10 protein-coding genes and 1 tRNA gene are annotated in these 12,265 nt (G+C 60.8%); 10 read left to right on the forward strand and 1 reads right to left on the reverse strand.

What is annotated here, in order from left to right:
* The 8 genes from modB (at window position 1) to nifV (ending at window position 9,376) form a co-directional block, all read left to right on the forward strand.
* A complete protein-coding gene (gene modB, locus GFER_RS12830) occupies window positions 1-690 on the forward strand; it encodes a molybdate ABC transporter permease subunit (RefSeq protein ID WP_040100077.1) in 690 nt (229 codons plus the stop codon).
* Window positions 687-1,745, forward strand: a complete 1,059-nt coding sequence (modC, locus tag GFER_RS12835) for a molybdenum ABC transporter ATP-binding protein (RefSeq protein ID WP_040100078.1) — start codon at window positions 687-689, stop codon at window positions 1,743-1,745. The genes modB and modC overlap by 4 nt, the downstream gene beginning before the upstream one ends.
* A gap of 18 nt (window positions 1,746-1,763) precedes the next feature.
* Window positions 1,764-2,447 (forward strand): type 1 glutamine amidotransferase, encoded by a 684-nt coding sequence (locus GFER_RS12840; protein ID WP_052446381.1) that lies wholly within the window; start codon window positions 1,764-1,766, stop codon window positions 2,445-2,447.
* A 271-nt stretch (window positions 2,448-2,718) separates the two neighbouring features.
* A complete protein-coding gene (locus GFER_RS17820; protein WP_052446382.1) occupies window positions 2,719-4,890 on the forward strand; it encodes a methyl-accepting chemotaxis protein in 2,172 nt (723 codons plus the stop codon).
* 85 nt (window positions 4,891-4,975) lie between these two features.
* Window positions 4,976-5,248, forward strand: a complete 273-nt coding sequence (locus tag GFER_RS17825) for a rhodanese-like domain-containing protein (protein WP_052446383.1) — start codon at window positions 4,976-4,978, stop codon at window positions 5,246-5,248.
* A gap of 141 nt (window positions 5,249-5,389) precedes the next feature.
* Window positions 5,390-5,707: a rhodanese-like domain-containing protein gene (locus GFER_RS17830; RefSeq protein ID WP_052446384.1), complete on the forward strand. Its 318-nt coding sequence runs from the start codon at window positions 5,390-5,392 to the stop codon at window positions 5,705-5,707.
* A gap of 67 nt (window positions 5,708-5,774) precedes the next feature.
* Window positions 5,775-7,943: a bacteriohemerythrin gene (locus GFER_RS17835; protein ID WP_052446385.1), complete on the forward strand. Its 2,169-nt coding sequence runs from the start codon at window positions 5,775-5,777 to the stop codon at window positions 7,941-7,943.
* 278 nt (window positions 7,944-8,221) lie between these two features.
* Window positions 8,222-9,376: a homocitrate synthase gene (nifV, locus tag GFER_RS12860; RefSeq protein ID WP_235264093.1), complete on the forward strand. Its 1,155-nt coding sequence runs from the start codon at window positions 8,222-8,224 to the stop codon at window positions 9,374-9,376.
* A gap of 156 nt (window positions 9,377-9,532) precedes the next feature.
* Here the strand turns inward: nifV and GFER_RS12865 are convergent.
* Window positions 9,533-9,609: transfer RNA gene (locus tag GFER_RS12865), tRNA-Met, on the reverse strand.
* 157 nt (window positions 9,610-9,766) lie between these two features.
* On the opposite strand from GFER_RS12865, the gene mnmH reads away from it, so the two are divergent.
* Window positions 9,767-10,846 (forward strand): tRNA 2-selenouridine(34) synthase MnmH, encoded by a 1,080-nt coding sequence (gene mnmH, locus GFER_RS12870; protein ID WP_052446386.1) that lies wholly within the window; start codon window positions 9,767-9,769, stop codon window positions 10,844-10,846.
* A gap of 60 nt (window positions 10,847-10,906) precedes the next feature.
* Window positions 10,907-12,211 (forward strand): YbhB/YbcL family Raf kinase inhibitor-like protein, encoded by a 1,305-nt coding sequence (locus tag GFER_RS12875; protein WP_040100079.1) that lies wholly within the window; start codon window positions 10,907-10,909, stop codon window positions 12,209-12,211.
* The last annotated feature ends 54 nt before the right edge of the window (window positions 12,212-12,265 follow it).

A 12,265-nucleotide genomic window follows, 5' to 3' on the forward strand; every position in this document is an offset into this window, starting at 1 on the left:
ATGTTCGATTTCACCCCCACGGACTACCAGGCCATGGCCCTTTCAGCGAAGGTGGCGCTTGTCGCGACCATGCTTTCGCTGCCTTTGGGCTTTGCCGCCGCCTGGCTGCTGGTGTTCAGTCGCGTACCCGGCAAGGCGCTCATCGACGGGATCATCAACTTGCCTCTGGTGCTGCCGCCGGTGGTGGTGGGCTACCTGCTGCTGCTCACCCTGGGCAGCCAGGGGTGGCTGGGCGGATTGCTCGACGCTTGGGGGATTCGCGTTATTTTCACCTGGAAGGCGGCAGTGCTGGCCTCCATGGTGGTGGGTTTTCCCCTGCTGGTGCGCTCCATCCGCCTCGGCATGGAGAGCATCGACGAGCGTTTGATCCAGGCCTCGCGGACCCTGGGGGCGCCTTGGTATGATACGCTCCTGACCGTGATCCTGCCCCTTTCGACCCGCGCCCTGATTGCCGGTGCGACCCTGATGTTCGCCCGCAGCCTCGGAGAATTCGGCGCCACCATCATCGTCGCCGGCAACATCCCCGGCGTGACCCAGACCATCCCTCTGGCCATTTACGATTACACCAACACCCCGGGCGGCGACCGCATGGCTCTGGCCCTGTGCGCGGTGTCCATCCTGCTGGCCCTTGCGGTACTGTTGTTCAACGAGGGCCTGGTCAAACGCTTCAAGCGGGGAGAACTGCGATGAAGCTCGAGGTGTCGGTGCGCAAACGCTATGAAAACTTTTCCTTTGAAGCTGATTTTTCCGTGCAGGGCGCGCGCATCGGCGTGTTCGGTCCCTCGGGCAGCGGCAAATCCACCCTGATGCATCTGCTTGCCGGGCTGCTGCCCGCCGACGCGGGCTTCATCCACCTGGACGGGGTGCCCCTGTATCAGAGCGCGCGCGGTATTGAGGTGCCCGCGCGCAAGCGGCGCATCGCCGTGGTGTTTCAGCATGCCCATCTGTTTCCCCATCTGAGCGTGCGCGCCAATCTTCTGTACGGCTACAAGCGCATTGCCCGGGCCGAGCGGCGCATCGACCCCGACACCCTGTGCGAGGTGCTTCACCTTGGGCCGCTACTCGGGCGTGGCGTCAATGCTCTTTCCGGAGGCGAGCGCCAGCGCGTGGCCCTGGGGCGGGCGGTGCTTGCCCATCCGCGCCTGATCCTCATGGATGAGCCTGTGACCGGGCTCGACGAGGGGCTCAAGTACCAGATTTTGCCCTATCTCAAGCAGACCTTCGCCGCCTTCGGCATCCCCCTGATCTTCATCAGTCACTCTCTCACCGAAATGCGCCTGATGACCGACGAGGTGCTGGAGTTCGAGGACGGGCGCCTGACGGCCCAGTCCGGCGTGGAAGACCTGGCGCGGCGCCGCCTGGCCTCAAGCCCGGTGGGTTACATCAATCATCTGCGGCTCGAAGACGGCCGTGCCCAGAGCGATCTGTGGGATTATCGCTGGGGAGAGAATCGTCTGATTCTCTCCAGCGGCAACGGTGTTGGGGGCGGAGGGGTTTTCGAGCTCTCCTCCAAGGATGTCACCCTGTTCAAACAGCATCCGGAGGCCACGAGCGCGCGCAACATTCTGCGCTGTCGGGTGAGCGGGATTTTCCCGGCCGGCAACCGGGTGGGCGTTGATCTTGACTGCGGCGGCGCGAAGCTTGTATCTCAGGTGGTGGGGGAGGCGGCGCGGGATCTGGAGCTGCATCCCGGGCGCGAGTTGTTCGCCGTGATCAAGGCGTCGGCGTTCCGGCGTCTGTGTTAACACTGGGGAGGTCGAAAGATGATACTCATCGTCGAGCCGGATGCGCACTGTCCCGCCGGGTTTTACGGCGCATTGCTCAACGCCTGGGCGGTGCCTCAAGAGACCTGGCGGCCCTATGTCGACGCACGGGTCCCCTCGCCGGCGGCCGCGCGCGGGGTCATCGTCCTCGGTGGGGCCATGGGCGTGCATGACGAGGCGCAATATCCCTTCCTGCCTTTGGTGAAGCAGATGCTCTGGGACGTCATCCGTCGGGATATTCCCTGCTTGGGCATTTGTTTGGGCGGACAGTTGTTGGCGCAGGTGCTGGGCGCGAAGGTTCATTCGCAACGCCATGGCGAGCACGGCTGTGCCAGCGTTCAACTCACCGCTGCCGGCCGCCGCGATCCGTTGTTCGGCGGTTTGCCTTCTCCCTTTTCCACCTTCCACTGGCACAACGACAGCTTCGAAATTCCCCAGGGTGCAACGCACCTGGCCTTTACGCCAACCTGCGCCGGCCAGGCTTTCCGTCGGAGCAACGCCTGGGGCGTACAGTTTCACCCCGAGGTTGATGCCGCCATCGTCGACGACTGGCGGCAACGGATTCACGCCGATCCAGCCGTTGTCAACGCGTTCTGCAGCCGGCAGGCGCGGTTGCAGGCCGTGGGCGAACATCTGCTGCGCAATTTTGTGCAAATCACCGACTCCCTACCGCCAATTGCCTGAATCCTGGGCGAACTTTTTGTCATTTCACCGGGATTGCCAGGCCCTCCCCTGTGGCTGCGGCGAATAAAACCGACCAAGAAAAAAATATTTTAATTGCTTTTAATTTTTAAATTTATTTTAAATTCCGGGATTTGCGGGCTAACTATGACAAAGTTGGTAATCATCCGGGCCTTTCCTCTGTTGTATACGTGCGCGATTGGTGTGTGTTTTGCAAAATGCCTGACGCTGCCTTTTTTTAGACATCTATCGGTAATTTAACGCGGAGGATGGCATGAAGGATTTCAGGTTGGGCGTAAAGTTGATGAGCGGGTTTGTTCTAGTCGGCTTGATCACCCTTGCCGTCGGCGGCATTGGTGTCAACGGCCTCAAATCATTACAAGGCGATATCGAAATTCTGGGTCGGGAGAAACTGCCGTCTGTTGAACATCTCTATACCATCAAGGAAGCCGCCCAGGGATCGACCATCGTTCACCGCTCTCTGCTCAATCCAGGGTTTACTTTGGCTGAACGCGAGGCCCTCTACGAGGAGAACGCGCGAACCCGTGGCGTCATCCAGGCGGCGCGCGAAGCTTATCTGCAGTTGCCTCTGGGCACCGCCGAACGTGCGCTTTATGATGAACTCATGGGGGCCTGGCGGGTGCGCGCCGAGGCGGTGAACCGCTTCACGGATTTGTCGCGTCGCCTCGACCAAACCGGCATCCTCAATCCTGCGCGCCTGCGCGCCGATCTGGAAAAATTTCGCGGCGACCATTATCGCGCCGCAGTTCAGACGCAAGACCTGATTCATTCCGGCGCCGACTTTCAGGGCGGGGAGGACCCGAGCCTGTGCGCCTTCGGTCGCTGGCTGCCGACCTTTGAAACAACCAACTCACAACTGCAAGATCTGCTTCACCAGGTGCGCGGCGTGCACCATGAGTTTCACGGTAACGTCGCGCGCATTAAAGATCTCGCCCGGCGCGGCTACACCGAGCAGGCTCAGGAACTCTACCGCACAGCCATGATGCCCGCGGTGGACAGAACCCTAGCAGTGTTCGGCGAAATGATTCAGGTGGCGGGCCGTGCCGAAGTTCTTCATGCCGAGATGTCTGATTTGCTCATGGGCGACGTTGCGCGGCACAGCGCGCGCACCTATGAACTGCTCGACCAACTTATCGGACTGACCAAGGCCAATGCCGAAGAGGCGGTTGTCGTTGCCGAAAGCGAGGTGCGACAGGCGGTTCAATGGAGTCTGTTCGGCAGCATCCTGGGCGTTTTTCTGGCGCTTTTATTCGGCGTACTGCTCACGCGCAGCATCACCCGCCCCCTTGGCCGGGCCCTCGAAATGATACAGGATTTGGCCGCAGGTCGCCTCGGCAGACGCTTGAATCTCAAGCGTCAGGACGAAATCGGGCAGATGGCCCTGGCCATGGATGGATTTGCCGACAACCTGGAGAAGGAAGTGCTGGAGGCCTTTAAACGCCTGGCCGACGGTGATTTTACCTTTGAAGCGCAGGGACTGATCCGAGAGCCCCTGGCGCAGACCAACCACAGCCTTAACGCTCTGGTCGGCGAGCTTCAGCAGGTGGCCAACCAGATTGCCGGTGCCGGTGGCGAGGTGGCCGACGCCAGCCAGTCCCTGTCCCAGGGCGCCACCGAGCAGGCCAGTTCCCTGGAGGAGATCTCGGCATCGATGAACGAGATGGTCTCCCAGACGCGGCAAAGCGCCGAGAACGCAGGGCAGGCGAATCATCTCTCCGACGAGGCACAAAAAGCGGCCGAGCAAGGCAATCGAAAAATGGGTGATATGACACAGGCCATGGCCGAGATTTCCGAGGCCGGTCAAAGCATCTCTAAAATCATTAAAACCATCGAGGAAATCGCTTTTCAAACCAATCTGCTCGCGCTGAATGCCGCCGTCGAGGCGGCGCGCGCCGGTCAGCACGGCAAGGGATTTGCGGTGGTGGCCGAGGAGGTGCGCAATCTGGCGGCGCGTAGCGCCAAGGCCGCAGGAGAGACCGCCGAACTGATTGAAGGCACGGTGGAAAAAACCTCCCGTGGCACGCAAATTGCGAATGAGACCGCTCAGGCCCTCGACACGATCGTTGGGGGGGTTCGCAAAGTCACGGATCTGATCGGGGAAATCGCCACGGCGGCCAACGAGCAGGCCGAGGGTATCGGCCAGGTCAATTCCGGCCTCTCCCAGATTGATCAGGTAACGCAGCAGAATACCGCCAACGCCGAAGAGAGCGCGGCGGCCGCCGAGGAGCTTTCCGCCCAGGCCATGCAGCTCAAACAAATGCTGGCGCGTTTTCGTTTGAGCGCAGCCGTGCCGGATGTATCCGCGCCAAGTGAAAAAACTCAGCCTGCGGCTTTTGCCGCGCCGCAGGATGTCTGGCCGGCTGCACAACCCGCCGCCAAAACAACAGCCATCGCTCTCGACGACGATGAGTTCGGACGTTATTGACCAGGAGGCAACCACGTCGGCAATCCGACAACCTGAGGTGTCGGAACCTTGACTCAACCCCAGCTTAAAAAAGGAGGATCTCTTCATGCGACATCTGTTTATTTGTCTGGCGCTGCTCGGAGCCCTGGCCCTGAGTGGACCCGCGGCGGCATCCGAGGATCCGCCCGAAATCAACGCGGCGGATCTCAAGGCCCTGATGGACAAGGGCGAGGCCAAGGTCATTTTTCCTCTGAGTCTTATCGAATTCAACAGCCTGCACATTGCTGGTTCCGTGCATATCGAACTCGGCAATATCCCCGACCAGTTGCCGGCGGACAAGAACCAGACCCTGGTCTTTTACTGTCTGGGCCGAACCTGACTGGCCGCACCCGCAGCCGCCCGTCGGGCGGCCGAAGCTGGTTTCCAGAATGTTCACACTTTCCGTGACGGCCTGCCTGCCTGGATAGGAGCAGGCTATCCGGTCAATGCGCCCGAGCCCCTGCCACGCGTGGATATCCCCGTGCTGGTCTCCGCCGAAGTCAAGAGCGCCCTGGATTCGGGCGAAGACCTGGTTCTTTTGGATATCCGCATTCAGCAGGAGATTGACAAATATTATATCGACCATCCCAAGCGCATGGTGGTGCCCTTCAACAGCCTGCTTGAGCGGGTCGGCGAAATTCCTCAAGGCAAGAAGATCATCATCGTGGATGTCAACGGGCAGCGCGGGCCGACCGCCGGCCGCTTCCTGACCGCCCGTGGTTTTTCCGACGTGGCCTTTCTCAACGGCGGCATGCAGCGCTGGGTCGTAGAGGGCATGCCGACCAAGGCCGGCAATTAACCAGTGGGGCGCGGGGTGTGCCCCGCGCCCTTGCTTCAAACCTTTGCCTGTTGTTTAGGGAGACGCCATGCGCCTGATCGACAATCTGAAAATTTCGGCCAAACTTTTTGTGTCTTTCGGCGCAGTTTTGGCGCTTTTCCTGGGTTTCTCGCTGCTGAGCTACCTCAACGCCGAGCGTATCGGCGCCGAGGCGACGGTTCTCAAGGAAGAGCGTTTTACCCACGCCATCGCATCTCTGGAACTGGTCAATCGGGCCGACGGCGTGGCTAACTCCCTGGTTGCCGCGGCCGACGCGCAGCGCCAGGATTTGCTCAGACAGGCCGAGGAGCAGCTGGTGCACTACCAGGAAGCTCTGGCGCAGTTGCGCGAGTTGCACCTATCCCCAGCTCTGAATGGCGCTCTGGCCGCTTTGGACGCGAGTTTTCTCGCCATGTTCGAGGCGGGCAAAAGCATGGCCCGCTATGCCATCGCCCAGGACTTCATTGGCATGATGGAAGCGCGCCCCGCCTTTGCCGAGGCCCAGCAAGCCTTTGTCGCGCAGGCCGAGGAGCTCAAGCAGACGGGCTCCGCCGAGTTGCATTCCGGGCTTGAGGGCATCGATGCCCTGGCCGCGCAGACGGCACGCACCGGCCTGATCGTTTCGCTGTTCGCCCTGGTCTTTGCCGTATTGTTGGCCGTGCTTATCACGCGCAGCATCGCTCGGCCACTCAAAAGCACTCTGGCGATGCTTCATGAACTGGAGAAAGGGCATCTGGAGCATCGCCTCAAGATGGGCCGCAAGGATGAGATCGGCGACATGGGGCGTGGTCTCGACGCCTTCGCCGAAAGCCTTGAGACGGAAATCGTCGCCGCCATGGAATCCCTGGCCCAGGGTGATCTGACCTTCACCGCCCAACCGCGCGGGCAATCCGACCGCTTGCGCAATGCGCTGCAAACCGTGGCGCTTGACCTCAACAGTATTCTGCACGAGATCCGCAACGGTGCCGAGCAGATCACCAGCGGTTCCAATCAGGTCTCGTCCTCCAGCCAGTCGGTGTCTGATATGGCGACGCGTCAGGCCGGTGCCTTGCAGGAAATCGGCAGTTCCATCAACGAACTCGAATCCCAGACGCGGCTCAACGCGCAAAATTGCGGGCAGGTCAACCGGCTGGCCGCCGAGGCGCGCGACGCCGCCGCAGCCAGCAATGGGCATGTGGGCAAGATGGTCGGCACCATGAACGAGATTGCCGCCGCCGGGCAGAACATCTCCAAAATCATCCGCACTATCGACGAAATCGCTTTTCAAACCAACCTGCTGGCCCTCAACGCCGCGGTCGAGGCGGCGCGCGCCGGTCAGCACGGCAAGGGTTTTGCCGTGGTCGCCGAAGAGGTGCGCAACCTCGCGGCGCGCAGCGCCAAGGCCGCTCAGGAAACCAGCGAACTGATCACCTCGTCCATCGACAAGACGGGCGCGGGAGTCGAAGTCGCCGAACAGACCGCTACGGCTCTTAACGATCTTGCCGAGCGCATCGCCAAGGTCAGTAACTTGGTGGATGAAGTGACGGTGTCTTCGCGCGAACAAGCCGAGGGCATCAAGCAGATCACTCTCGGCGTGGATCAGGTCGACATCGCCGTGCAGCAAAACACCGCTAACGCCGAGGAAAGTGCGGCGGCCGCCGAGGAACTTTCGGCCCAGGCCGAGCAGCTCAAGCAGATGATCAGCCGCTTTCGCCTCGACAATGCGTCCGCGCCTCGCCCGGCGACGCCCGCCCCTGTCGCGCAACGATCCCTCGGCGCGCCGCAACCTGCGGTGCAATCCAAAAGGCAACCCGCCGCGCACGGCGGCGAGCACGTGCTGATGCGCTGGAGCGAGGATCTGAGCGTCGGCATCGAGCATCTCGATCGTCAGCATCAGCAGTTGGTGGCCATGGTCAACGAGATGTTCGCCGCCTTGAAAACCGGCCAGGGCGATAAGGTGCTGAGCGACATCCTTGACCGGCTGGTTAATTACACCCAGCGGCATTTCTTCGAGGAAGAACGCATGATGAAGTCCCACCAGTATCCGGACCAGGAGGCGCATAAGGCGGCTCATGCCCAGTTGGTGGCGCAGGTGGCGGATTTTCAGACAAAATTCAAGGCCGGCAAGGTCTCCGTGTCCAGCGATTTGTTCAACTTCCTTAAAGGCTGGCTGATCAATCATATCCAGGGTGAGGACAAAAAGTACGGCCCCTATTTCAACGGGCGCGGCGTTTACTAGCGAGTTTTTATCCGGAGTTTCCGGATGGACGTATTCGCTCCGGATGCGTATCTGCAAGCCGGTTAGAAAAACGGGCAGCCCTGCCTAAAAGAGCGGCAGGTTTTCCGGTCGCACGCACCTTCCCCCTGGATCCAAGGGGCTTTGTTCGTTGGCACGAACACTGCATAAGCTAAGGCATAGGCAAAATCCGCAATTTTCACCGGCAATGCCGCCGGCAACCAGGCAACGAAGCCCCAGGGACGAGATCTCTGGGGCTTTTCTTTTTAGAGAGGTGCACCATGGCGTTTCATTCTATGCAGATGCCGATCGAGAAGCCCATCGTCATCGACGACACCACTCTGCGCGATGGGGAACAGACCGCCGGGGTGGCCTTTTCCCTGGAGGAAAAAATAACCATCGCCCGCATGCTTGATGAAATCGGAGTGGGCGAACTCGAATGCGGCATCCCCGCAATGGGCGCGATCGAACAGGCAAGTGTGCGGGCTCTCGTCGATCTGGGGCTGAAGGCGCGGCTTATTACCTGGAACCGCGCCCTGGTCAGCGATATTCAGGCGTCTTTGGACTGCGGTATCCGCGCGGTGGACATCAGCCTGTCGGTGTCCGATATTCATATCACCCACAAGCTGCGCAAGACCCGCCAGTGGGTCAGGGAGCAGCTCAGGCGGGCACTGGATTTCTGTGCCAAGCACGATCTCTATGTGTCGGTGGGTGGTGAGGATTCCAGCCGTGCTGATCCGGACTTTCTCGTGGAGTTGATGCAGATCGCCAAAGAGATGGGTGCCGACCGTTTTCGTTTCTGCGATACTCTGGGAATCCTTGATCCCTTTTCCACCTACGAAAAGATCACCTACCTGCGCAGCCATGTGGATTTGGATCTGGAGGTGCATACGCACAACGACCTGGGCATGGCCACCGCCAATGCCATCGCCGGAGTCAGGGCCGGAGCGCGATTTGTCAACACCACGGTCAACGGCCTCGGCGAGCGGGCCGGAAACGCCGCTCTGGAAGAGGTTATCATGGGCCTTAAGTACGCTTGCGGCCTGGATCTCGGCCTGGATACGCGGCGCTTTGTGGATATCTCAAAATTCGTCGGTCGTGCCAGTTGCCGGCCGGTGCCCGAGTGGAAGGCGGTGGTGGGTGAACGCGTGTTTTCCCATGAGTCGGGTCTGCATGCCGATGGGGTGCTCAAGAATCCGCAAAATTATGAAGGGTTCGATCCTGGTGAAGTCGGTTTGGGGCGGCACTTGGTGCTGGGCAAGCATTCGGGCAGTCAGGCGCTGGTGCACCGGCTCAAAGAACTGGGCGTGGAATTAAGTCGTATTGAGGCCGTGGCACTGCTCGATCGGGTGCGCAGCATGTCCCAGCGCAACAAGCGCGCACTGACCGATAGTGAATTGCTCCTCCTGGCACGACGTCACGCCGAGGTGGCCTGATAGAAATTAAAGCCGTCATCGCCCTTCATGGCAGGGGCGGTCAGAGTGATGTCGCCGCACCCTGCGGAACTGTGGAATGTTACCGCTGAACAGTTACAATAAAATTACAATAAAAAAAGGGTCACGACCGTCCTGGTCGTGACCCTTGGCTATTTTTGGTTGCGGGGGCAGGATTTGAACCTGCGACCTTCGGGTTATGAGCCCGACGAGCTACCGAACTGCTCCACCCCGCGACAAGAGGGCGAACTATATTCTTTCCTGGGAGAGATGTCAAGGTTTTTTCCGAGGAATTTTTTGCTCCGGACGAGACGGGAAGATTGGTTGTCAGACGTTCTCGGAAGTGGTAGAAAATCTGAAGTTTATTCATCTCTTCACGGATTCTCGTCTGATATGACCAACCTTTTGATCGATCTTGACGCAGCGCTCGTCTTGCGGGAGCGTGGGGCGCTTTTCATCGATGCCCGTTCCCCCGCGGAGTTTGCCGAAGCGACGGTGCCAGGTGCCGTCAACCTGCCCCTGCTGTGCAATGAAGGCCGCGCACGGGTCGGTTTGGCGTACAAGCACCAGGGGCCTGGCGCCGCGCGCTTGCTCGCGGTAGATCTGGTGGCACCGCGCATTCCGCAACTGGTGCGCGCGGCCGCCGCAGCGCGCACCAGTGATTTTCGCAAAGTCGTGGTGTTCTGCTGGCGCGGCGGGGAGCGCAGCCGGGCTCTGGCGACTTTTCTGCGTCTCGCGGGTCTGCCTGCGCACCAGTTGCAGGGAGGCCACAAAGGCTTTCGCCGCTATGTGCGCGCGTTTTTCGAGCAGCGCCGCTGGGGGCGGTTGCTGGTGCTGCGTGGCTTGACAGGGGTGGGCAAAACCGGATTCCTGCGGCGTTTGCGCGAGCAGGGTCATCCGGTCATCGATCTTGAAGCCCTTGCCAGCCATCGCGGCAGTGCCTTCGGCGCCCTGGGATTGGCTGCGCAACCAACCCAGAAAATGTTTGAGAGCTTGCTCTGGGATGAATTGCGGCGTATCCCCGCGGATGGTTATGCTCTGGCCGAAGGGGAGAGTCGGCATATCGGCAGATGTCTTCTCCCCCCGAAGGTCTATCAGGCGCTGCAGGAGGAAACCTCTTTGTGGCTTAACGCATCCCTGGAGACGCGCGTGGAGCGCATCTTGCGCGACTATCCCGCGACCAGCGCCGATCGCGAAACTTTTCGCGAACCGATTGGCGCGCTGCGCCGGCGCCTGGGCGGCGAGGCGGTGCAGCGTCTTCTGGTGCTGCTCGAAGGTGAATGCTGGTCGACCCTGGTGCGTGAGTTGATGGTGCTTTACTACGATCCTCTCTATCGGCATACCCTGCCGGCACGGCGTATAGAAATCGACGTCGACGAAGAAGAGGCGGGCCTGGCGGGGATTGAAAAGGCTATCCCCTTGCTTCTCTCGGCCGGCCCTGCGGCCCGCACCGAGGCGTCCCTTTTTGCCTGATTTTCGATCTGCCGCGCGTCGGCTTTGTTTGCTACACTTGAAGGGGGCGAGGAGGCGACCATGGCTGAGAACCGAGCACAGATCCCGCCGCTTTTTCTCAATCGCTTCGCAGTGCAGGACAGTGATCCCTTCCGGCGCTATCTCAACCGGCTGGAGGTGGAGATCGGCCGTGAGGATTACCGTCACCTCAAGCGCGTCGATCTGGTGGAGCCGAGCCCGCCGGACGCGGCTTTCGCGGCGATGGAGGAGATTACCGAGCGGCTGCTTAAGACCACCCAGAACAATTACAACCGGCAGCTGTTGCTGCGCCAGGGTATCCGCGTCTACCTTGACCGCCATTTCTACCACGTCTGGTACCGGCTGAAGGGTCGATCCTTGCGCTTTTCTCCCCTGTGGCGTGAAAACGTCCTGCGCCGTTTCTTTGGGCGTCTGCTCTGTGAGGACAGCGGCTGGCATCCCGGCCCACCGCTATTGCCCGGGGCCGAGGCGCGGTTTCTGCCTGACGAGGCGGGCGGTGTGCTGCTGCTACGCCGTCCGCGGGCGGCAGCGTCCCTGCCCTTATTGACCGCCACGCACGGTCCCTATGACCCGCATACCTTCGAGGTCGCCCTCTATTTTCTGCATACGGGCAAAGCGCGCGCCGCCCTGATCAATCTGGGCTTTGCCGGCCGCGAACCGCTGACCGACGAAAACCTGGAAAAACTTAAAAAGTGGGGAGTTCCCCTCAACCCGAGCAATATTGATGTGATCTACCCCTATGTTGACAGCGCGGGGCATCCGTATTGCTACAAGCTGGAAAAGGGCTTTGCCCGCTATGCCGCACTGCTGGGGGGGGCGCGGCCCAAACTGGTGATTGATATTCATGGCTGCGTCGGCACCGACGCGCAGGACCACCGCTTGATCGTGGGGCTGGGCGGACTGCCGCCTTATCTGGCTCCGGCGGATATCGGTCGGGTCGAACAGCGCGGCGCGGTGCTGCATCTTTTCCCGCGCGCCGCTTATCGCGACGGCTTGGCGCTGCTGCGTGATCTCTCGGAAGAAATATACGTGCAATTCTGCGAAACGCCGCACCGGGCCTATCACTTTGCCGTGCTGGGGCGGCTGCAGCTCATCGGCCGCACCCTTGATCCGCATGCCGAAGTGCGCAGCTTGCTCGCGGGAGAGGAGCGCACCTTTTTGCCTGCCGAGAACATCCGCTGGTTGCCGGGGGCAGGCGGCAACGCCCTACAGCGCATGGAGGCGCGGCGTTTCGAGCCCGGTGCGGTGTGTCTGCATGTTGAAATTCCCACTGCGGTCAGGCGCAAGATGGCATTGCGTCTGGGGGAATTGGCGACGGCGGTCTCTCTTGAATCGAGTGGTCTGTGACCCGACCAATGAAGTTCCGCAGGCACCTGGTGCGCGGCTCTGAATTGTTGCCTT

The sequence above is a fragment of the Geoalkalibacter ferrihydriticus DSM 17813 genome, assembly GCF_000820505.1.
Taxonomy (GTDB): Bacteria; Desulfobacterota; Desulfuromonadia; order Desulfuromonadales; family Geoalkalibacteraceae; genus Geoalkalibacter; species Geoalkalibacter ferrihydriticus.